Raw genomic sequence first — 19,959 nt, 5'->3', positions numbered from 1 at the left:
TGGTCGGTCAGGGCATCGGGTGCAGTCCCTCGTGCCGGACCGTCCAGCTTCCGTCGTCGGGAAAGCCGGGGGTCGGCCGGCCGGCGTCCGCGTCCGAGCCCCGGGCCATCAGCGCGACGGCGGCCAGCAGCCCACCGTTGCCGGGCAGGTAGACCGGCAGCGCGGCGGTCTGCCGGTTGTGCCCGTTGGGCAGGTAGCCGTTCTTCGGTTCGGGTCGCAGCAGCGCGTCGACGGCGGTGTGCGGCTCGCCCAGCCGGGTCGCCGTCATCGCGATGGCCGGATAGTCCCAGCCCCAGGTCGACGGCCAGTCCCAGTCGGCCAGTACCCCGTGCAGGGTGGCCCGCATGACCTCCGGGTCGACCAGCTCGGTGGGTGGTACGAGGCCGAACGCGTACAGCATCGACGGGTGGTCGTCCCGCACCGTGTACGGCGGCACGTCGACGGCGGTGTAGACCCCGTCCCGGACGTGCGGCCGGACCAGGTTGGCGGCGACCTTCTCCCAGGACGGCTCCGCCGGCAGGCCGAGCAGTATCCGCCAGGACTGCGCGATCCGCAGCCCCCAGGACCAGTACGCCAGCTCGAAGGTGGGGTTGGTGAGGCTCTCCCGGACGTCGGCGTACGACTCCTGGGCCGGGACCAGCGGCGGGCCGAGCTGGTAGCCGCGCTCGCCCCGGACCGGGTGGTCGGCCATGAACGTCGCCGTGTCGAGGACGACGTCGGCGTACCGGTGCAACGCGGCCTCCGGGTCGGTGCTGGTACGCCGGACCAGCTCGGCGAGGAAGATCGGGTGCGGCTGCTGCCAGAGCAGGAACGGCCCGATCGGGCTCGGACTCTCCCGGCCGTCCGGGCCGACCTGCTTGGGCCAGCGGGCACCGGCACAGCCCTGCCGGCGGGCGGTCTCCCGGGCCCGGGGCAGGATGCCGGCGTACCAGCAGAGACTGCGTTCCAGCAGGCCGGGACGGCCCCAGAGCGGGAAGTGCGCCGCGTGCCACCAGTGCATCTCCAGGTGGAACCGGCCGCGCCAGGAGTTCACCATCAGGCCGGTCTCCTGCGGGGGCAGCGTGCCGGCGCAGTGCACCGCGGTCAGGTACTGGGAGAGCACCACCCGCCGTTCCAGCTCGACCGCCCGCTCGTCCCGGCTGCCGGCCAGTTCGACCGCGCCACCGCCGCGCCAGAATTCCGGCCAGTGCCGGGCGGACGCGGCCGCGACCTCGGGAAAGGACGGCAGCGCGGTGCCGGCGGCCGAGCCGGCGCCGGGCGCGAACGCGACGACCAGCTCGACGGCGGCCAGCCCGGTGCTGACCAGGAACTCGTGCCGGCCGACGTGCAGGATCCGGGCGCCGTCCGGCAGCGCGATCCCGACCGAGTACGCGGTGTCGTCGAGTACCCGGCGCAGCACCGCCCCGTCCGGGGTCGGGCGCAGCCTGGAGGAGTGCGCCTGCGGCCGGGACCAGTCGGCGGCGTTGCTCCACTCCGGCGAGCCGTACGGGAAGGCGATCCGCACCGCGAGGCCCTCGGCGAGCAGCGCCGACTCGACGCGTACGGCGACGACGTCGCGGTCCGGATGGCAGACCGTGTGCACCTGGACGGGTGTGCCGGCCAGCCGGAACCGGCTGGTGATGGTGCCGGTCCACAGGTCGAGCCGCTGGTGCGGGTCGGTCAGCTCGGCCGGCTCGGGCGCCCGGATGCCGACTCCGGAGCCGGCCGAGCGGGCCGTCCAGACCAGCCCGATCCGGCCCAGGTCGAGCCGGTGTGGATTGCCGCGCAGCCAGGACTCGGCCGGCGACTCCGGGGCCTCGCGGGTGCCGGAGAGCGTGCCGCGCATGTCGACGTACTCGACGGGGCCGCGCGGCGTCGGATAGGCCCGGCAGGTCTCCGCCAGGTCGTACGCCCGCCCGGCCGGCACGCTGTGCCAGCCCCACTGTGCCTGGGTGCCGAGCAGCGTGCCCGGTGTGCCGATGCCGCCGGGGTTGTGCACCGGGTAGTGCTCCGGAAAGGTCTGCAAGCCGGTGACGTCGACGGTGTAGCAGAACTCCCCGTTGCCGACCGAGAGCGGGGACTCCGGCAGGATGCCGGTCAGCTCGACCGCGTGCCGGTCGACGAGGGCCCGGCGGTCGATCCGGGGCCCGCCCTGCTCCGCCAGCCGGCCGTCGTCCCCGTTCCGGTCCGGGGTCACTTGCCGATCGCCGCCTCCACCTGCTTGACGAACTCGTCCGCCGCGTCGGCCGGGGATTTCCGGTCGAAGAGCACCTCGGCGTTGAGCCGTTGCAGGATGAGCCGGGTGTCGGTGGAGCCGGTCGGCCCGATCACCAGCGGCGGACCCACCTGCGGGGTGACCCGCTCGATGAACTTCGCCTGGGCGGACTGGTCCGGGTTGAGTGCCGGCACCACCGCCGAGAGCACCTCGGAATTGGCCGGAATGCCCCGGTCGGTCAGGATGATCTTTCCGGCCTCCGGGCTGTTGACCAGGAAGTCGACGAACTTCGCCGCCTCCTTCGGGTGTTCGGTACGGGCGTTGATGGTGTAGATCTGCGAGGCCTGCAACCACATCCCCGGCTTCTGGGCGCCCTCCCCCGGCGCCCGCAGCAGCTCGAGCGGCTGTCCGGACGCCTTGCGCAGCGAGCCGAGCTGGTTGCTCCAGTCGAACTGCATCCCGGCCAGCCCTCGACCCATCAGGGTCTGCTCCGGGGCCGGCTGACCCTCCAGCTCGGTGGTGACCGAGGCCGGCGGGGTGGCGCCGGAGTCGCGCAGCCCGACGGTCATCGTCCACCACTCGGTGATGGTGTTCCGGCTGATCGCGACCTTGCCGTCCGGGGTGTACAGCCCCTCGCCGCGCTGCCGGGAGTAGAGGTCGAACATGTCGGCGCTGCTCGGGTCGGCCGCCCCGTAGGTGCCCTTCGGCGACTTCGCCGAGATCTCCCGGGCGATCCGGGCGAAGTCCTCCCAGGTCCACGTGCTGTCGTCCGGCAGCGGTACGCCGGTCTTCTGGAAGACGGTCGGGTTGACCACCACCGCGAAGGTGTTGACCCCGGTCGGCACGCCGTACTGCTTCTCCTCGAAGCGCCCGTTGCCGAGTGCGGCGGCGTCGATCTTGTCGGTCTTCAGTTCGTTCTGCACCCGGGCCAGGTCGAGCAGCGCACCCCGGTCGCCGTACTCCCGGGGATAGGCGCCGCCCAGCGTGATGACGTCCGGCGCGTCGCCGGCCGCGACCTCGGTGGCGAGCTTGTCGAAGTACGCGTTGAAGTCGGACGACGAGCCGGTGACCTTGATGTCCGGGTTCTGCGCCTGGAAGGCGTCGATCACCTTCTGGGTGGCCTGGGCCCGGTCGTTGTTCCCCCACCAGGAGAACCGCAACTCCACGGGCCCGCCGTCGCCCCCGGAGTCGCCGCAGGCGGCGACCGAGAGCAGCAGGGTGGCGGAGACGGCGACGGTGCCCAGGCGGGTCCGGACGGATCTGGCTCTCATCGGAACTCCTTCGCTGACGGTGGGTGTGCGAAGCGGTGGGTTGGAACGGTTCACTTGAGGCCGGTCGTAGCCAGCCCCTGCGTCAGATAACGCTGGCCGGCGAGGAAAAAGCCGAAGATCGGCGCAAGTCCGACGATGGACATGGCGAAGAGCTGACCCCAGGCGGTCTCGCCCTGACCGTCCATGAAGGACCGGAGCGCGACCGGGACGGTGTAGAGGTCGGGGTTGGTCAGGAAGATGAGCTGGCTGAAGAAGTCGTTCCAGGTCCAGATGAAGGTGAACAGCGCCGAGGTGGCCAGCGCGGGTACGGAGAGCGGCATGATGATCCGCCAGTAGATCCGTAGGTGCCCGCAGCCGTCCATCCGGGCCGCCTCGTCCAGCTCCCTGGGCAGGGAGCGGATGAACTGCACCATCAGGAAGATGAAGAAGGCGTCCGTGGCGAGGAACTTCGGCACGATCAGCGGCAGGCTGGTGTTGATCCAGTCGAGCTGCGAGAAGAGGACGTACTGCGGCACGATCAGCACGTGGATCGGCAGCATCATCGTGGCGAGCATCGCGGCGAAGAGGACCCGCCGGCCCCGGAACTCCAGCCGGGCGAACGCGTACGCCGCGAGCGAGCAGGAGAGCAGGTTGCCGACGATCGAGGCGATCGCGATCACCGCCGAGTTCCACAGGTAGTGCTGGAACGGGTGCTCCAGCGCCGTCCAGCCGCCGGTGTAGTTGCCGAGGTCGAACTCGCGGGGCCAGATCGACGGATCCCGGAAGATGACCTCGGTCGGCTTGACCGAGCTGGAGACCATCCAGAGCAGCGGATAGATCATCACGACGCCGAAGACGATCAGCAGGGCGTGCTTGGAGATCCGCCGCGCGGGCGGGTCGGCGCGGGCCGCCGGCCGTACGCTGGCCCCGGCGGCGGTGGTCAGGTCAGTCACCGTAGAACACCCATCGCTTGGCGAAGAGGAAGTTGACGCCGGTCAGCACGGCGATGATGACCAGCAGCGTCCAGGCCAGCGCGGACGCGTAGCCCATCTCGAACGAGCCGAAGCCGCGCTCGTAGAGGTAGAGCGTGTAGAGCAGGGTGGAGTCGGCCGGGCCGCCGCTGCCGCCGCTGACCACGAACGCCTGGGTGAAGCTCTGGAAGGCGCCGATCATCTGGAGGATCAGGTTGAAGAAGATGATCGGGGTGAGCAGCGGGATGGTGATCCGGAAGAACTGCGAGACCGCGCCGGCGCCGTCGACCGAGGCCGCCTCGTAGTACATGCTCGGGATCTGGCGGAGCCCGGCCAGGAAGATCACCATCGGCGCGCCGAACGTCCAGGCGTTCAGCACGACCAGGGTGCCGAGCGCGTAGTCCGGATGGGACACCCAGCTCACACCCTCGACGCCGACCTTGGCGAGCAACTGGTTGATCAGCCCCTCGCTGCCGAAGATCTGCCGCCACAGGATCGCGATGGAGACGCTTCCGGCCAGCAGCGACGGCAGGTAGTAGACCGAGCGGTAGATGGGCAGCCCGCGTACGCCCCGGTTGAGCAGCATGGCCAGGCCGAGGGCCAGGACGAGCTGCAACGGTACGGAGACGAAGACGTACTGGAAGGTGACCAGCAGCGACTTGTGCAGCCGGGAATCCTCCAGCATCCGCCGGTAGTTCTCCAGCCCCAGCCACTCCGGCGGACTGAGCAGGGTGTAGTCGGTGAAGGAGAGATAGAGCGAGGCCAGGATCGGCCCGATGGTGAACACGACCATCCCGACGATCCACGGCGTCAGGAAGCCGTACGCCACCCGGGTCTCCCGGCGGCGCGGCCCGGACCGTGCGGTGGGTCTGCCCGTGCGATCGCTCATCGGAGCACCCTTCGGCGGAGATACGTCGCGGGTGGAGCCTCGGTGCTGCCCGTCATGCCCGCCATGCCCGCACGGCCCACATCCGGGCTGGGTAACCAGTTTCTAACAAAGCCAACATCAACTGTCAACGGATCGAACACTCGTCAACTAGCTGTGGAAACGTCGCAGCACAGGCCGGTGGCCAGGTGAGAGAAACCGGTTGCCTCCAAGATCGGTAACCGGTATCTTCGGTGCCCACGAGATGGCCATCAGGGCGTCAACGGACGATCACTGCCCGATATCCGCAGTGGACGGTCGGCACGGCGGCCACCCTTGGGAGATTCGAGATGAGCCTGACCGGAGACCGCCGCGCCGGGCAGTCGGCCGACCAACCGACCGGCGGATCGCGACCGGGGCGCCGCAGATCCGCCCGGTCGGACCGCCCCTCGGCCACGATCGGCCGGGTCGCCGAGGCCGCCGGAGTCTCCCGGGCGACCGTCTCCCGGGTGATGAACGGTAGCCCGACCGTGGCGGCCGACCTCGCCGCCCGGGTCCGCGCCGCCGCCGAGGAGCTGAACTACGAACCCAGCCTGGTCGCCCGCAGCCTGGCGCTGGGGCGTACCAGCACGGTGTCGCTGATCGTGCCGGATCTGTCCAACCCGATGTTCCAGGACGTGCTGCGCGGGCTCAGCCACGCCGCCGCCACCCGGGGTCACCGGCTGCTGGTCGCCGAGTCGAACGAGAACGTCGCCGAGGAGGCGATCCTGGCGGTGGAGGCGCGGCGCCGCTCCGACGGGCTGGTGCTGGCCTCGCCCCGGGTACCGGAGGCCGAACTGCGGGCCCTCAGCGACCGACTCGCCCCGCTCGTCCTGGTCAACCGGGACCTGCCGGGCAGCAACGTCCCGTCGCTCTCGGTCGACTACGCGGCGGGGATCGCCGCGATCGTGGCCCACCTGCGGTCCCTCGGCCACCGCCGGATCGTCTATCTGGCCGGCCCGGCGGCCAGCACGTCCAACCGGGAACGGCAGGCCGCACTCCGGGCCACCTGCGCCGCCGAACCGGTCTGCGCGCTCACCGAACTGCCCTGCGGCGCCACCTTCGACGACGGGTACGCGGCGGCCCGGGCCGTGCTGCGCAGCGGCGCGACCGCCGTGGTCGCGTTCAACGACATGGTGGCGTTCGGCGCGCTCAGCGGCCTGCACGAGCTGGGCATCGGGGTGCCGAGGGACCTTTCGGTTACCGGCTTCGACGACATCCCGTTCGCCCGCTACACCACCCCGCCGCTTACCACCGCCTCGATCCCCCGTAACGAACTCGGCCGGCAGGCCTGGGACCGGCTCTGGGCGCTGCTGGGCGGCGGGCCGGCCGGGCACGACGTGCACTTCCAACCCCGACTGCTGGTCCGGGACAGCACCGGACCGGTACCGGCCGGCCGCGCGTAGGCGGTGGTAACGGTGACCGGGCCAGGCTGCGTCCAGCCGCCATTTCTATCGCCCGGTGATGCCGCTGGCGCGCTCGATGGCAAAGCGGATGACTACCCGTCCGTCGGCATGAATGCCTTCGTTGAATGCTTCCCGGTCCGGGTACTCGCCGCCGAGCGCGCTGTGCAGGCCTTCCAGGGCCTCACGATCCAGGCCCAGGGCTGGAGGCAGGATCTCGGCCGTGCCCTCGATGTGTATCCATGGCCCGAAGAACGGGCTGGTGAAGACGCATGCAGAGACCTGCGGACATCGCTGTAGGTTACGGGTCTTGGCTCGCGCGCTGGTCGTGCTGAGCACGACTCGGCCGGTGCCGTCGAGTGCGACGATGACCGGTGAAAGCTGGGGATGCCCGTCCTTGCGGAAGGTGCTGAGAACGGCGTGGTGATGGGTTCGGAGGAATTCGCGCGCCTGTGCAGGGTCCATTTCTTCTCTTCCGGTCAGGCAGGTGCTCTCTGCGCGAGGGTGGCGTACTACCGGCCGGTGCCGGCTGTGTGCGCCTCGGTGAGGAGTGCTGCGGTGGTGAGGATGGCGCCGAGTTGAGCGCCGAGCAGGCGGTGGAGCGGCACGGGTGTGCACGGTGCGTCAGCGTCAGCGTCATTCACCCAGTCCGTGAACAGATCGTCGAGGGCGTGGCGGGCATCCTGGACGGCCGGCGTGTGATTGCCGCGGCCGGCCTCTTCGTCGAGCAGCCGCAGTGCGGTGCCGCAGGCGCGCAGGCGAAGGGTGTGGGCGGTCTGCCGCGCGGCGAATCGTTCGGCGACGGTGGTCAGGCCGTCACCGGCCTGCCGTGCCTGCTCTCGAAGCACTGCGGCCAGGGCGCTGGCGGACCGGCGAACGTCGGCCAGCGAGCGGGCGAACGGCGAGCCGGGGGTGGTCATCATTTCGAGTACCGGATCGATGGCCTCGCCGATGTCCGGGGAGACCGCTTGCAGCATGTCGGCCGTGCCGGCCAGCACGCCGGAGCGCCGCTGGTCGCACGTGGTTTCCTCAGCGCTCTGCGGGCTGGCCCAGAGCGGCACTTCGATGACGAGGGGGAAGGTGCCGCGCCGCCCGGCGTAGTGCAGGCTGGAAGCGCCCATCGGACCGCCGGTCCCGGTCATGGCGTGATGGGCTGCTCTCAGCGACGGGACAGCGAACACGCCGGGGCGGATGCGCCTGGTGCCGGGCAGTTCGGCATCACCGATGTGCAGCGGGATGCCGGTCCATGCGGACAGGCCCGCCAGCGCGTCGGCGATGTCTGGCCGCTCCTCGCCGATGTAGTAGTACACCCCGCCGAACTCGGCGTTGTGCAGCGAGCACATCAGCTCCGGCCGGAGAGTATCGATCGCGTGCATCAGCGCGCGGGTTTCGGGCAGCCCGGCATCCGAGCCGCCCGGAAGCGGGAACGTCCACTCCACCTGCTCGCGCAACGGTGGCCGGTAGTGCCGGCGGGCGTAGTGCCGGCGTGTGAGCGGGCCGACGTACCAGTCTTCGTTCAGCCGTGCGCCGTCGGGGTCGACGCAACCGATGAGATGCCAGGTGCAGCCCAGCCGTTCACGGAGGGCGTCGTCGGTGCAGAGCAGTTCGGCCAGGTACGGGACGGTGAGAAAGCCGGCCGGCTCGTTGGGATGCGGGCCGGCGAACACCAGCACGTCGCACGGGCCAGAACCGATGGTCACCAACTCGATGGGCCTGCCCTGACGGGAGGTGCCGACGCGCTGGCGGCACGCCAGGCCTGGATGGCGGTCTGCTATCGCGGCCAGCCGCTCGCCAACCTGGCCGGGACCGGGAAAGCAATGCTGGTGCGGGATGCCGTCCAGAATCGCGGCGAGCTCCGAATCCATGGATAATGACGTTACTCGGATAAGGATGTTATCTCAAGGAGGACGATGGCAACGCGCGCGCAGATCCAGGAGAGGAACCGGCAGGCGCTGCTGGAGGCCGCGATCGACCTGATCGCCACCCAGGGATACCGGGCCGCGACCGTCGAGGCGATCGCAGCCCGGGCCGACCTGACGACCGGCGCGGTGTACTCAAGCTTCGGCGGCAAGCGGGAGCTGTTCTATGCAGCCATCGCCTCCTGCCGGGATGAACTGCTACCCCGGCTGAAGGTGAACCTGCCGCCTCGGTGCACGGCGGCCGAGGTACTCCACCGCTTCGGCACGGTGATGGCCGGTGCCGCGGCAACGCCCGGCCTCCGGCGCCTGTACCTGTTCGAGCTTGAACTGACCGCCCTGGCCTTGCACGACAGACGCTTCGCCGACCAGGTACGCCAAGACGGCGACCCGGTCGTCGACACACTCGGCACAGCCCTCACCGGCCGGCCAGCCGCGCACGGCGTCATCCTCGACAAGCTGTCGGCGCAGCGAGTCGCAACCGCGGCCGCCGGGCTCGCCCGCGGTCTCCTCCAAGGCTGCCTCTTGCGAGACATCCCTGCCGACGCCAGCCTGATCGCCGAGGCGTGCGCCGCTCTCGACGGAATTCCACCCGCTGACGCCAGTGACCGTCCCGCCGCCGCTCATGCCACCGAACCGCAAGCACCGCCACAACCGCATTGACCAACGCGCATAGCCGGGTCGGAGCGACCGATCGACTGCTGGCACCGGAGCTACCTCAACGCGTACGTGCCGAAGCGGCAGACCGGTCCACCCCACGGGGGATCGACTGCTCAGCCCCGGCCCAGTGACGCGGGCGGCAGGCCGGTGTACGCCCACTCCCCCAGCTCCGAGCGATCCACCAGCCCGATCCCCAACTCGCGAGCCAGCCGCAACCCGTCACCGGCCGCGAAGAACCCGTTGGTGACGATCACGCAGATCTCGCCCCGGTGAATGCTCCGGCACGTACCGGCGAAGCGCTGGATCACCGCGCTGCCGACCCGGTTCGCCGCGCTGTGCCGCTTGCACTGCACGACCACCCGGCACCCGTCCCGGGCGACAGCCGTGATGTCCGCGCCCCGGTCGGCGGCACCGCCGCAGACGGTCACCCGGGAGAATCCCGACCTGCTGAGCAGGGCAGCCACCCAACGCTCGAACTCCGGCCCGGTCATCGTGTCGGTCGCCTCGACGTGCCGGGCCCGTACCGCCGCGTCGGCCTCCTCGCGGAACCGCGCCCTGACCAGCAGGGTCAGGATCCCGGCGCCGGCCGCTGCCAGGCCGACCCCGATGACCAGTGCCCAGACCGGATGCCGCTGGACGAAGTCCACGACCAGCCAGCCCAGCACCAGCGCGCCGGCCACCCCGGCGGGCCACCAGCCCGACCGGTCCGACGCCGGGTTGCCGCCCCGGCGTCGGCGGGTGTACGAGCGGCGGAGGCGCGGGCGGCGCGTACGGGATCGGTAGTGTCCCCTGACCCGGGTGCCGTCCCGGCGGGTGTACGACTGCACTCGCGGCATCAGGCCTCCTGGCCGGGGATGGACGACAGCCGACGCACCACTCGCGGTGTCACCTTCCAGAGCTGGGTACGTCCGACGACGTGTGGTGGGGCATCGGCCACCCTCCCGTTCGCAACCGCGTCGCTCTGCACTGGACCTTCGAGGGTATCGACGTCGGACAAGGTGGCCGGGTCGGAGTTCGACCGAGGGCTTCGCCGACCGTCCGAAGGGGTGGTAGTCCGCCACTAGAATGAGCCGGCCGCAGTTCGTCGACCGGTGAGGACGGCAATGACCTACTACGTGGAGATTCCGGTCGACGACGACAGCACGGTGCTGGTCGAGGTGACCCACCAGGTCGCCGGAGTCGCGCCGGCCGGTCGTCCCCGCGAGGTGGTCGCCCGGCTGTCGGAGACGTTCGGCGAGGCGTTCGACCGGTTCCACCGGCTCGCCCAGAGTGCGGCCGCACGGGCCCGCGACGCTGGCGGGGCCGACCGGGTGGCGATCGAATTCGGTCTCAAGGTCGCCGCGAAGGGTGGTTTTGTGGTCGCCGAGACCACCGGTGAGGCGCACATGAAGGTCACCTTCGAGTGGAACCGCCGCGCCGCGCCGGTTCCCGGCGCCGCTGAGCCGGACCAGGGCGCCCCCGGGGAGCAGGCCGCAGACCCCGACGACACGTCGGACCGATCGGCGGTCGCGGACCCGTCGACCACCGCCGGCTGACCGGCGCGGCCGGACGCCTACGCCGCGCCGTGGTAGAAGAAGTCGCCCAGCCCGACGGTGAAGACCAGCAGCCCGTACAGGGCGTGTTCGACCGAGGCGACCAGCAGCGAACCGGTGCGCTGGTAGCGGCGGGCGAAGAGCCAGCCGCCGGCCAGGGTGGCCAGCACCGACAGGACGTTCCCGAAGATCAGGTGGACGAACCCGAACGCCACGGCACTGGCCGCCAGCAGCCAGCGACCGGAACCGAAGAGCGGGGCGTACCGGTGCATCAGGAATGCCCGGAAGATCAGCTCCTGCGGATAGACGGAGAAGAGCGGGTAGAAGAGCACGATCGCGCCCCAGAGCAGTGGCGACTGCCGGGGCAGCGTGAAGAGCCGGTCCGGCGCGAGCACGGCCAGCGCGCCGACCGCCAGTACGGCGGCGACCGTCCACAGCCGGAGCATCGGGAGCCACTCGGCACGCAGCGCCGCCCGGCCCCACCAGCTCTGCCGGTCGAAGTCCGGGCGCCGCCACAGGTAGCCGGCGGCGAGCCCGGCCAGCAGCAGCAACGGCGGGATCGGGCTACCCGGACTGCCGGCCAGCACGTAGCCGAGCACCGCGCCGAAGAAGAGCAGCGTGTACTCGACGGCCAGGTAGCCGCGGCGGGCGGCCGTGGGCGGCACGGCGGGCGGTCCGGCGGCCGGAATCACGTCGGCGGTCACCCGGGAAGGGTGCCCTGCCGAGGTGAACAGCGGGCGACCGGCTACACCGGCGACCGCGGCTGTCTGACGACGGCGCGGACCCGGCGCCGCCGCCACGCGTCGACCCGGCCGAGCAACATCCGCGACCGCCCTACCAGCTCCCCGGAGCGCCGGAGCACCGTCCGTGAGCGCCTCACCAGCATCCGCGAAGGCCCGGGCATCAGAGGTGAACGTCGTGCCAACTCCCGCGAGCGCCCGGCCGGCATCCGGACCGGCCCGGCCGGCTGGGTCGGCCTCCGCCCCGCCCAGCGGGTCAGCAGCCAGCCGACCAGGGCCAGGTCGAGCAGCGCCCCTGGGACCTTGGTCTTGGTGACCAGTCCGAGGCTGTCCGGCAGGGTGAGGAAGACCAGCCCGGCGGAGCCGGCGTCGAGCAGGGTACCCAGCCGTCCCCGGGGTGCGGCGGCGGCCAGCACGGCGACCCCGGCGAGGGCGTACCAGGCGTAGAAGACCGGGCCGAGCAGCGCGGTGGCGAGCAGTGCCACCCCGGCCGCCGGTACGGCGACCGCGACGCCGCCGCGCAGCGCCCGGCGCCAGGCGAGCAGCAGGACGGCGCCGAGCGCCGCCAGCCCCAGCAACCGGGCGACCTCGACGGCGTTGCCGAACGCCTCGGGCCGGCCCGCCGCGCGTAGCCCGTAGCCGACCGCCATCCCGACTCCGGTCGGGATCGACGACCACTGCACGCTGCCGGCGGTCGCCGGCCAACTCCGGACGAAGCCGAGGCCGTGCCCGGTCACGCCGGCCAGCAGCAGGACGGTGCCGAGGGTCGCGCCGGTCAGGACGGCACCGGCCGCGACGCGACGCCGGCCGGTGCGCGCCCAGGGTACGACCGCGAGCGCGAACGGTACCGCCACCAGCGCGGTTGCCTTGACCGAGGCGGCGGCCCCGAACGCGACGCCGGCAAGGGCCAGCCGGCCGACCACGGTACGCAGCTCGGCCGCGGCCAGCAGCCCGAGTACGACCAGCCCGGCGAGCAGGGCGTCGTTGTGCGCCCCCGAGACGACGTGTACCAGCGGCAGCGGGCCGATCGCGCCGAGCCAGACCACCCGGGCCGGGTTGCCGCCGCAGTGCCGGGCCAGCCGGGCAGCGGCGGCGGTGGCCAGCAGGATGCCGACGATCGCCACCAGCCGCAGCACCGTGACGGCCAGCGGCAGGCTGCCGGCCGACACGCTCGCGGCGAACCTCTCGACGAGCAGCCAGAGGGAGCCGTACGGTGCGGGCGTGTCCCGCCAGCTCGGCGCCACCGCGTCCAACCACCGGCACGGCAGCGCGTCCGGTCCCACGGCGTACGGGTCGAGCCCGGCCCGGACGATCTCGCCCTGGCAGGCGTACGCGTAGACGTCGGAGCTGCCCAGCGGCGGTGCCAGCAGCAGTGGCACCGCCCAGAGCGCGCCGGTACCCAGCAGCCAGCCCGGCGCGGCGACGGTGCGCAGTCGCCACCAGACGGCGGCCAGTCCACCGGCGCCGACCAGCCACAGCCCGACGCCGACCGCCCAACCCGGCCCCCGGTCGGTGGCCGAGCCGGCCAGGTGGGCGCTGGCGGCCATGAGTGCGCTGCCGAGCAGGCCCAGCCAGCGCAGTCGGGCCGGTGAGAGGCTCTCCCGCATTCGCGCAGGGTTACCGGGGCAGGTGAACCTCCGGCCCGCTCCCGGCTACCTGCCGGCGAACATCCGCCGACCGTCCGCCGACCGCGGACAGCCCCGACCGTCCGCCGACAAGTCCGGCGCGCACCGGCGACGAGAACGGCCGGCGAGTCAGCGGAGTCAGGCGGAACCGGGCGCGCCGGCGTACTCGGGTTCGCGGTCGAGTGCCGGGTCGGCGGAGCGGGCGCAGATCGAGCCGAGGATCTCGGCGGCCCGGATGGCGGTGTTGGAGAGCAGCGAGGAGGAGATGCCGTGGCTGTGTTCGGTGCCGCCCTGGAGGTAGATGCCGGCCCGGACCTCCGGGCCGGTCCGCAGCCGGTAGTCGCGGTCGACCAGTGCCCGCCCGGCGTTGTCCCGCAGGCACACCTGCGCCGCCTCGCCGAGCAGGTCGAACGGGTCGACCGGCCGGTATCCGGTGGCGAAGACCACCACGTCGGTGTCGAGCACCGTCTTTTCGTTGGTGACCAGGGACTCCACCACCATCCGCACCCCCTCGGGGGTACGGACCGTCTCGACCAGCCGGGACAGGTTGAGGATCCGGAGCCGCTCGACGCCGCGTACCTTCTCCTGGTAGACGCGCCGGTACAGCTCGTCGATGAGTTCCTGGTCGACCACGGAGTAGTTGGTGTTGCCGTGGTAGGCGAGCATCATCTCCTTCACCTCGGCCGGAGCGGTGAAGTACTCCTGCACGGCCGCCGGGTCGAAGATCCGGTTGGCGAAGGAGCTGTCGTCGGCCGGGCTGTAGCCGTACCGGGAGAAGACCGCGCAGACCTCGGCGGCGGGGAACTCGCGGTGCAGGTGGTCGACGGCCTCGGCCGCGCTCTGCCCGGCGCCGACCACGACGAACCGGGACGGCTCCGACGGGACCAGGCCGCGCAGGTTGGGCAGCAGGTCGCGGCTGTGCCAGACCCGGGTGTCCAAAGTGATCCCGTCCGGCAGGTACGGCCGCAGCCCCACGCCCAGCACCAGGTTGCGGGCCCGGTAGCTGACCGGGGCGGCGGAGCAGGGGCCGGCCTGGGCGAGTACCTCGTAGTGGTCGAGTTCGCCGTCCCGCCAGACCGGGCGTACGTCGACCACGTCGTGCCCGTACCGGACCATGTCGTCGACCTGGGCCGCCGCCCACTCCAGGTAGTCGTGGAACTCGACCCGGGACGGGAAGAGGTTCTTGTGGTTGATGAAGTCGATCAGCCGACCCCGGCTCTGTAGGTAACAGAGGAAGCTGAACCCGCTCGCCGGGTTGCGCAGCGTCACCAGGTCCTTGAGGAACGACACCTGCATGGTGGCGTCGTCGAGCAGCATCCCCCGGTGCCAGCCGAAGCTGGGCTGGCGCTCCAGGAAGACGGCGCTGTCGATCCGGCCGGGGCCGGCGGTCGCCTCGCGGATGGCGATGGCCAGGGCGAGGTTCGACGGGCCGAAGCCGATGCCGAGGAGATCGTGGACCTGGGAATCGTCGCTGCGATTGGTTCGTGACATACCTGTCCCATCAGTCTGCCGGCCGGTCGGCGGCGTGGTGGAGGACTGGATCCCGTACGGACCCGGTGCGGCTGGCGCGGACGGTCGACCATCCGTGGCATTTAGGTTAGGCTAACCTACACCAAGGTCAAGAACAATATGGACCACCTGACCAGTGCGACCAGGGCGAGACAGACCGACCGAAGAGGAGACCGTCGATGCGGGTTGTGATGTTCGGCTACCAGACCTGGGGGCACCGCACCCTACAGGCGCTGCTGGACTCCGAGCACGAGGTGACCCTGGTCGTCACGCATCCGCGCAGCGAGCACGCGTACGAGAAGATCTGGGACGACTCCGTGGCCGAACTGGCCGAGAAGCACGAGGTACCGGTGCTGCTGCGCAAGCGACCCGGTGATCCCGAGCTGCTGGAGCGGCTCCGGCAGGCGGCACCCGACGTGATCGTGGCGACCAACTGGCGTACCTGGATCCCGCCGGAGATCTTCAACCTGCCGCCGTACGGGACGCTGAACGTGCACGACTCGCTGCTGCCGGCGTACGCCGGGTTCAGCCCGCTGATCTGGGCGCTGCTCAACGGCGAGCGCGAGGTCGGGGTCACCGCGCACCTGATGGACGAGACCCTGGACGCCGGCGACATCGTGCTGCAACGCGCGATACCGGTCGGTCCGACCGACACCACCACCGACCTGTTCCACCGCACGCTGGAGCTGTTCGGCCCGATCACCGTGGACGGACTGGCGCTGATCGCCTCCGGACGCACCGACTGGACCCCGCAGGACCGGTCGAAGGCGAGCTTCTTCCACAAGCGCTCGATCGAGGAGAGCCGGATCGACTGGAACTGGCCGGCCGAGGAGATCGAGCGGCTGGTGCGGGCGCAGTCCGACCCGTACCCGAACGCCTTCACCCACCACGACGGCGCGCGACTGCGGATCCTGGCGGCCCGGGTCTCCGAGGGCCGCTACGGCGGCACGCCCGGCCGGATCTTCTACCGCGAGGGCGACGGCGTGGTGATCGTGGCCGGCGCCGACGCGCGGCGCGGGCAGCGGCCCGGCCTGGCGATCACCCGGGTACGCACCGACGACGGCCAGGAGTACGCCGCCACCGACTACTTCCGGACCATGGGCGGCTACCTGACCCGCTACCCGGACGGCCGGCTCTAACCAGCTAGCGGCTGCGCCGGGCGACCCGGACGCCGTACGCGATCGTGCCGATGACGAGTAGGGCGCTCAGGAACTGGAGGCCCGGCGAATCGTCGTGACCTCCGTACACGATTCCGGCGACGCCGATCCCGATGGCGAGGAGGGCGCCGATGGCGAGCAGATACTTCATGGGGTCTCCGTTCCAGGATCGGCTTCTCCACCGGGTCCGGCGGTTGGGGATGGTTGTTCCTCGACCCACTCGAGCAGGTCACCGGGCTGGCAGTCGAGCACCCGGCACATGGCTTCCAGGGTGCTGAACCGGACGGCCTTGGCCCGGCCGTTCTTCAGCACGGCCACGTTCGCCGGAGTGAGCCCGACACGCTCGGCGAACTCACCGACGCTCATCTTGCGCTTGGCCAGTTCGACGTCGATGCGCACGACGATGGGCATCAGATCACCGCTTCCATGTCGGTCCGCAGCGTGGTTGCCTGGCGCAGCAGTGCGCGCATCACCACCATCAGAAGCCCGAGCACGGCAACACCGATCGACATCAGGAACAGCAGCAGGGGCAGCCCGGGGTCGTCCGAGGTGAAACCGACGTAGAGCAGAACGCCGACCAGCACCACCCAGGCGGCGGCGATGGCCCACACGATCGCGTCCACCCAGGCCAGCGACGCCTCGCTGAAGATGCGGTCGTTCTTGACCATCGTGAGCAACTTCCAGGTGGCCACGATCACCACCTGGATGCAGAGCACCCAGAACACCGAGACGGCGGTCATCGGCCACCTCAGGTACGCGAGGTCCGGAGACTCCTCGGCCATGTGCGCGAACTGTCCGGGCAGGGAGAAGGTCTGGAACATGACCAGGACCCCGAAAAGCAGAACCAGGAGCACTCGGAGCGGGGCTACCGCCCGATGTTCGGTAAACATACATCGACTATCACTCGTTACCTATCGAATGTCAATAGGTCAACCGCCAGCGACCTGCGGCCGTTCGGCCGGCGTACCCAGACTCAGAGGCGGCGGACCTGCTTCCGGTACGGGCCGGGGCGTCCCGTCCAGGAGTCGCGGAACTGACGGGGAGTCATCCCGTACGTCCGGGCGAAGGTACGGGCGAAGTGCGCCTGGTCGTGGAAGCCGGTCAGCACGCTCGCCTCGGCCAGCGGCACGCCGCGCCGGATCAGCCCGCACCCGTGGTCGAGCCGCAGCCGCAGGTGCAACGCGTGCGGCGGCAGTCCGAAGTGTGCGACGCAGGCCCGGGTGACGCCGAAGCGGCTGGTACCGGTCAGCCCGGCCAGTGCGGCCAGCGTGACGTTCCGGTCGAGGTGCGCGGCGAGGTGGTCGCGCGCCGTCTCGGCGATCGCGGCGGCCCGGACGGTGCCCGGAGGCGGCGCCGCGCCGGCGACCCGGGCCAGCGCCAGCACGAGGTCGAACAGGCCCGCCTCGCAGGCCAGCGCCGAGGTCGGCCCTTCGAACAGCCCGAACAGCTCCACGTAGCGGTGGGCAAGGCCGGGATCGGGCAGCACCGGTGGGTCGAACCGCAGCCACACCGGGTCGGTCACCTCGGCGACCAGATCCACCGGTACGCACATCACCCGCCACCGTCCGTCGGGGTCGTCCGGCGTGCCGGCGTGGGCCGTACCGGGATGGTGCACGACCAGCCGGCCCGGTGGCACCGGGTACTCGGCGTCGCGGCGCCGCACCGTACCGCCATGCCCCTCCAGCAGCACCAGCTTGAAGTCGTCGTGCACCGCGTCGCGGTACGCCTGCGCCGGGCCGACCAGCAGCACCACGTCGGTCAGGTCGTCGCGCCGCCACGGCCCCCGGCCGGCCGGCGGCCCCTGCTGGGGCGTAGCTGCGGAAACCATGACGACCGAGCCTACGGCCGCCGACCGAAGAGCCACCGAAAGGCCGTACCCGACCCGACGCCTCCGCCCGGCCCGGGTCGCCGGGAGCCCTCAGGCGGGATCGGAGGGCAGATGATCGACGACGTCGTACTCCACCAGCACCGGGCCGTCGTCCCCGTCCACATCGGCCCAGGTGGTGAACGACGCGTTGGCGACCGGGCCGGCGGCGACCACGGCGCGCAGCTCGTCCAGCGACAGCCGCTCGATCAGGTGACGCAGCATGAGTACCACGGAGTCGTGGGCGACCAGCAGCAGTCGCCGGCCGGCGTGGGAGGTGCGCAGGTCAGCGAGGAGCGGCGCGAGCCGGGCCCCGACGTCGAGCAGCGATTCGCCGCCGGGCGGCCGGTACCGGAGCTCGTCCGTTTCCCGCCAGCGGGCGGCCTCGCCCGGGAACCGTACCCCGATCGCGGCCCTCGTCAGCAGCTCCAGCTCGCCCATCTCGCGATCCCGCAACCGGTCGTCGATGAGCGGCGCCGGCAGCCGGACACCGGCCGCGTCGGCCGCCGCCACCGCGAACCGCCAGGTCTGCCGCGCCCGCCGGTAAGGCGAGCAGATCACCACCTCCGGCCGCTGACCCGCCGGCAACCCTGCCAGACGCCGCCCGACCGCGGCGGCCTGCCGCTCGCCCAACGGCGACAGCGGAATGTCCCGGTCCCGACCGACCAGACCCGTCTCGCCGTGACCGGCCGCTTCGGCCACCGCGAACGCCACGTTCGCGGTGCTCTGGCCGTGCCGCACCACCGTCAGGTCGAGACCGTGGATCCGGCGGTCGCCGTCCGGGCCCGGCCCCGCCGCCGGGCCGCCGGACGCGCCCGCGTGCACGCCGTCGGTCGACGCGAGCGGGCGGGGCGCCTCGTCCACCACCACCTCGTCATCACCGACGGCCGACGGCTGGGGATCGTATCCGGACCAGCGTCCCACACCTCGTTCCGGTGCGACGCCGTCCGCCCCGTGCGGACCGCCGCCGAGCGGCCCTGACCCCGTCCGGACCAGGGCCGAGGATCCGGATCCGGATTCGTGGCGTGCCGGGCCGGGCCGGCGCTCGCCCTGGGCAGGTCCCACGCGAAACGGCGGTGCTGCTGCGCCGCTCCATGCCGGCCCCCGGACGGCAATCTCATCGCGGATCAGGGCCTGACGGGAGGGCGGGAGGTTGCGGAGCAGTTGGTCGAGCATGACCTGGAGTACGGATCGGGCGGTCGTCGCCGCGTCGCCGGTGGTGCTCTCGGTGATCGCGCCGCTGAGCCGGAGTGCTGTTCATCGCCGCTGCCGTCGCCTGCGGGCTCTGAAACCGATCCACACAGTCCCCGAACCCACTGCCACGCCAGCACCGAACAACCCGACGGGGACCCGGTGCCTGCCGTCGAGAACAGCGACCCCGACGGCTTCCAAGTCACGGCCGCGCACGTCGGGACGGAGCCGGTGGTGGCAGGATCTCCCGGATGGAGTACGTCCTGCCGCCCGGTGCGGCCGCTCCCCTCGGCCAGGCGCGTCGGGTCGTCGTCTTCACCGGCGCCGGGATGTCGGCCGAAAGCGGTGTGCCGACCTTCCGCGATGACCTGACCGGGCTGTGGGCCCGCTTCGACGCCATGCAACTCGCCACCCCGGAGGCGTTCCACACCGACCCGGACCTGGTCTGGGGCTGGTACGAGTGGCGGCGTGCCCGGGTACGCCGGGCGAAGCCCAACCCCGGGCACCTCGCCACGGCCGCCATCGAGGCTCTGGTCCCCGACACCGTGGTCGTCACCCAGAATGTCGACGACCTGCACGAGCGGGCCGGCTCCCGATCCCCGGTCCATCTGCACGGCAGCCTCTTCGCGCCCCGCTGCATCGCCGAGGCCGCCCACCCGGCGGCCCTGCCAGAGACGCCGCACGGCGAGACCGCCGGACCGGACGAGGGCAGCCGGATGCCACCGCCCCGTTGCACACACTGCGGCGCGCTCGTCCGTCCCGGTGTGGTGTGGTTCGGGGAGGCACTGCCCGAGGCGGCGTTGACCGCGGCGGTCGAAGCCGCGGTGGGCTGCGACGTCCTGCTGACGGTCGGTACCTCTGGTGTCGTCTATCCGGCCGCCGAGATTCCCCGGATCGCGGCACGCTCCGGCGCCACCGTTATCCAGGTCAACCCGGAACCGACACCGCTCGACGAGGTCTGCGCGATCAACCTACGCGGCACCGCGGCCCAGGTGCTCCCCGCCCTCGTCGCCGCCGCACGGGACGCCATCGGGACGAGATGA

Annotated in this window: 20 protein-coding genes; 5 read left to right on the top strand and 15 right to left on the bottom strand. The window is 71.5% G+C overall.

The features are described 5' to 3' along the window. Positions 1-7 precede the first annotated feature (7 nt). Genes ACQEVC_RS28925 through ACQEVC_RS28910 form a run of 4 tightly spaced genes read right to left on the bottom strand, consistent with a single transcriptional unit; the run spans position 8 to position 5,304 of the window. Complete coding sequence (locus ACQEVC_RS28925; RefSeq protein ID WP_432883628.1) at positions 8-2,176, bottom strand: hypothetical protein; 2,169 nt, start codon at positions 2,174-2,176, stop codon at positions 8-10. Further along, positions 2,173-3,465, bottom strand: coding sequence for an ABC transporter substrate-binding protein (locus tag ACQEVC_RS28920; protein ID WP_432883623.1), 1,293 nt, complete (start codon positions 3,463-3,465; stop codon positions 2,173-2,175). Before ACQEVC_RS28920 ends, ACQEVC_RS28925 begins: the two co-directional genes overlap by 4 nt. Before the next feature lie 50 nt (positions 3,466-3,515). Beyond that, the gene (locus ACQEVC_RS28915; RefSeq protein WP_432883621.1) at positions 3,516-4,397 is read right to left on the bottom strand and encodes a carbohydrate ABC transporter permease; all 882 of its coding nucleotides are present in this window, start codon (positions 4,395-4,397) and stop codon (positions 3,516-3,518) included. Then, complete coding sequence (locus tag ACQEVC_RS28910) at positions 4,390-5,304, bottom strand: carbohydrate ABC transporter permease (RefSeq protein ID WP_432883619.1); 915 nt, start codon at positions 5,302-5,304, stop codon at positions 4,390-4,392. Before ACQEVC_RS28910 ends, ACQEVC_RS28915 begins: the two co-directional genes overlap by 8 nt. A gap of 326 nt (positions 5,305-5,630) precedes the next feature. On the opposite strand from ACQEVC_RS28910, the gene ACQEVC_RS28905 reads away from it, so the two are divergent. After that, positions 5,631-6,725, top strand: coding sequence for a LacI family DNA-binding transcriptional regulator (locus ACQEVC_RS28905; protein ID WP_432883616.1), 1,095 nt, complete (start codon positions 5,631-5,633; stop codon positions 6,723-6,725). Positions 6,726-6,770: 45 nt separating this feature from the next. On the opposite strand, the gene ACQEVC_RS28900 is transcribed toward ACQEVC_RS28905, so the two are convergent. Continuing rightward, complete coding sequence (locus ACQEVC_RS28900) at positions 6,771-7,187, bottom strand: pyridoxamine 5'-phosphate oxidase family protein (protein ID WP_432883614.1); 417 nt, start codon at positions 7,185-7,187, stop codon at positions 6,771-6,773. A gap of 47 nt (positions 7,188-7,234) precedes the next feature. Beyond that, positions 7,235-8,587, bottom strand: a complete 1,353-nt coding sequence (locus tag ACQEVC_RS28895) for a M14 family zinc carboxypeptidase (protein WP_432883611.1) — start codon at positions 8,585-8,587, stop codon at positions 7,235-7,237. A gap of 45 nt (positions 8,588-8,632) precedes the next feature. Here ACQEVC_RS28895 and ACQEVC_RS28890 point away from each other — a divergent pair, with 45 nt between their 5' ends. Beyond that, complete coding sequence (locus ACQEVC_RS28890; RefSeq protein WP_432883609.1) at positions 8,633-9,301, top strand: TetR/AcrR family transcriptional regulator; 669 nt, start codon at positions 8,633-8,635, stop codon at positions 9,299-9,301. Between the two features lie 110 nt (positions 9,302-9,411). On the opposite strand, the gene ACQEVC_RS28885 is transcribed toward ACQEVC_RS28890, so the two are convergent. Beyond that, positions 9,412-10,134: a restriction endonuclease gene (locus ACQEVC_RS28885; RefSeq protein ID WP_432883606.1), complete on the bottom strand. Its 723-nt coding sequence runs from the start codon at positions 10,132-10,134 to the stop codon at positions 9,412-9,414. A 267-nt stretch (positions 10,135-10,401) separates the two neighbouring features. Here ACQEVC_RS28885 and ACQEVC_RS28880 point away from each other — a divergent pair, with 267 nt between their 5' ends. Then, a complete protein-coding gene (locus ACQEVC_RS28880; protein ID WP_432883604.1) occupies positions 10,402-10,833 on the top strand; it encodes a CU044_2847 family protein in 432 nt (143 codons plus the stop codon). 17 nt (positions 10,834-10,850) lie between these two features. On the opposite strand, the gene ACQEVC_RS28875 is transcribed toward ACQEVC_RS28880, so the two are convergent. The 3 genes from ACQEVC_RS28875 to ACQEVC_RS28865 form a co-directional block, all read right to left on the bottom strand. Continuing rightward, entirely contained in the window at positions 10,851-11,534 is a 684-nt protein-coding gene (locus ACQEVC_RS28875) for a CPBP family intramembrane glutamic endopeptidase (protein WP_432883602.1), read from the bottom strand. A 41-nt stretch (positions 11,535-11,575) separates the two neighbouring features. After that, positions 11,576-13,177, bottom strand: coding sequence for a polyprenol phosphomannose-dependent alpha 1,6 mannosyltransferase MptB (gene mptB, locus ACQEVC_RS28870; RefSeq protein ID WP_432883599.1), 1,602 nt, complete (start codon positions 13,175-13,177; stop codon positions 11,576-11,578). 156 nt (positions 13,178-13,333) lie between these two features. After that, positions 13,334-14,686, bottom strand: a complete 1,353-nt coding sequence (locus ACQEVC_RS28865) for a lysine N(6)-hydroxylase/L-ornithine N(5)-oxygenase family protein (RefSeq protein ID WP_432883596.1) — start codon at positions 14,684-14,686, stop codon at positions 13,334-13,336. Positions 14,687-14,883: 197 nt separating this feature from the next. Between ACQEVC_RS28865 and ACQEVC_RS28860 the strand changes: the two genes are divergently transcribed. Continuing rightward, positions 14,884-15,843, top strand: a complete 960-nt coding sequence (locus ACQEVC_RS28860) for a methionyl-tRNA formyltransferase (protein WP_432883593.1) — start codon at positions 14,884-14,886, stop codon at positions 15,841-15,843. Positions 15,844-15,847: 4 nt separating this feature from the next. Here ACQEVC_RS28860 and ACQEVC_RS28855 read toward each other — a convergent pair whose 3' ends face one another. The 5 genes from ACQEVC_RS28855 to ACQEVC_RS28835 form a co-directional block, all read right to left on the bottom strand. Beyond that, positions 15,848-16,012 carry a hypothetical protein gene (locus tag ACQEVC_RS28855; RefSeq protein WP_432883591.1) on the bottom strand — a complete coding sequence of 55 codons (165 nt, stop codon included), beginning with the start codon at positions 16,010-16,012 and terminating at the stop codon, positions 15,848-15,850. Continuing rightward, entirely contained in the window at positions 16,009-16,272 is a 264-nt protein-coding gene (locus ACQEVC_RS28850) for a helix-turn-helix domain-containing protein (protein WP_432883589.1), read from the bottom strand. Before ACQEVC_RS28850 ends, ACQEVC_RS28855 begins: the two co-directional genes overlap by 4 nt. Beyond that, positions 16,272-16,715: a DUF2975 domain-containing protein gene (locus ACQEVC_RS28845; protein ID WP_432883587.1), complete on the bottom strand. Its 444-nt coding sequence runs from the start codon at positions 16,713-16,715 to the stop codon at positions 16,272-16,274. The genes ACQEVC_RS28850 and ACQEVC_RS28845 overlap by 1 nt, the downstream gene beginning before the upstream one ends. A 119-nt stretch (positions 16,716-16,834) precedes the next feature. Further along, complete coding sequence (locus tag ACQEVC_RS28840) at positions 16,835-17,689, bottom strand: helix-turn-helix domain-containing protein (protein ID WP_432883584.1); 855 nt, start codon at positions 17,687-17,689, stop codon at positions 16,835-16,837. Between the two features lie 90 nt (positions 17,690-17,779). Further along, on the bottom strand, positions 17,780-18,649 hold the full coding sequence (locus tag ACQEVC_RS28835) for a histidine phosphatase family protein (protein WP_432883582.1): 870 nt from the start codon (positions 18,647-18,649) through the stop codon (positions 17,780-17,782). 518 nt (positions 18,650-19,167) lie between these two features. On the opposite strand from ACQEVC_RS28835, the gene ACQEVC_RS28830 reads away from it, so the two are divergent. Beyond that, positions 19,168-19,959, top strand: coding sequence for an SIR2 family NAD-dependent protein deacylase (locus tag ACQEVC_RS28830; protein WP_432883579.1), 792 nt, complete (start codon positions 19,168-19,170; stop codon positions 19,957-19,959).

Source organism: Plantactinospora sp. CA-294935 (assembly GCF_050936445.1).
Classification (GTDB): domain Bacteria; phylum Actinomycetota; class Actinomycetes; order Mycobacteriales; family Micromonosporaceae; genus Plantactinospora.
The sequence above is the reverse complement of the archived record's forward strand: the minus strand, read 5'-3'. Positions and strand labels throughout refer to the sequence as shown.

Excerpts from the sequence above, each read along its gene's own strand:
- ACQEVC_RS28920 (WP_432883623.1), bottom strand. The coding sequence starts at position 3,465 with ATGAGAGCCAGATCCGTCCGGACCCGCCTGGGCACCGTCGCCGTCTCC.
- ACQEVC_RS28910 (WP_432883619.1), bottom strand. The coding sequence starts at position 5,304 with ATGAGCGATCGCACGGGCAGACCCACCGCACGGTCCGGGCCGCGCCGC.
- ACQEVC_RS28905 (WP_432883616.1), top strand. The coding sequence starts at position 5,631 with ATGAGCCTGACCGGAGACCGCCGCGCCGGGCAGTCGGCCGACCAACCG.
- ACQEVC_RS28900 (WP_432883614.1), bottom strand. The coding sequence starts at position 7,187 with ATGGACCCTGCACAGGCGCGCGAATTCCTCCGAACCCATCACCACGCC.
- ACQEVC_RS28895 (WP_432883611.1), bottom strand. The coding sequence starts at position 8,587 with ATGGATTCGGAGCTCGCCGCGATTCTGGACGGCATCCCGCACCAGCAT.
- ACQEVC_RS28890 (WP_432883609.1), top strand. The coding sequence starts at position 8,633 with ATGGCAACGCGCGCGCAGATCCAGGAGAGGAACCGGCAGGCGCTGCTG.
- ACQEVC_RS28885 (WP_432883606.1), bottom strand. The coding sequence starts at position 10,134 with ATGCCGCGAGTGCAGTCGTACACCCGCCGGGACGGCACCCGGGTCAGG.
- ACQEVC_RS28880 (WP_432883604.1), top strand. The coding sequence starts at position 10,402 with ATGACCTACTACGTGGAGATTCCGGTCGACGACGACAGCACGGTGCTG.
- mptB (WP_432883599.1), bottom strand. The coding sequence starts at position 13,177 with ATGCGGGAGAGCCTCTCACCGGCCCGACTGCGCTGGCTGGGCCTGCTC.
- ACQEVC_RS28865 (WP_432883596.1), bottom strand. The coding sequence starts at position 14,686 with ATGTCACGAACCAATCGCAGCGACGATTCCCAGGTCCACGATCTCCTC.
- ACQEVC_RS28860 (WP_432883593.1), top strand. The coding sequence starts at position 14,884 with ATGCGGGTTGTGATGTTCGGCTACCAGACCTGGGGGCACCGCACCCTA.
- ACQEVC_RS28855 (WP_432883591.1), bottom strand. The coding sequence starts at position 16,012 with ATGAAGTATCTGCTCGCCATCGGCGCCCTCCTCGCCATCGGGATCGGC.
- ACQEVC_RS28850 (WP_432883589.1), bottom strand. The coding sequence starts at position 16,272 with ATGCCCATCGTCGTGCGCATCGACGTCGAACTGGCCAAGCGCAAGATG.
- ACQEVC_RS28840 (WP_432883584.1), bottom strand. The coding sequence starts at position 17,689 with ATGGTTTCCGCAGCTACGCCCCAGCAGGGGCCGCCGGCCGGCCGGGGG.
- ACQEVC_RS28830 (WP_432883579.1), top strand. The coding sequence starts at position 19,168 with ATGGAGTACGTCCTGCCGCCCGGTGCGGCCGCTCCCCTCGGCCAGGCG.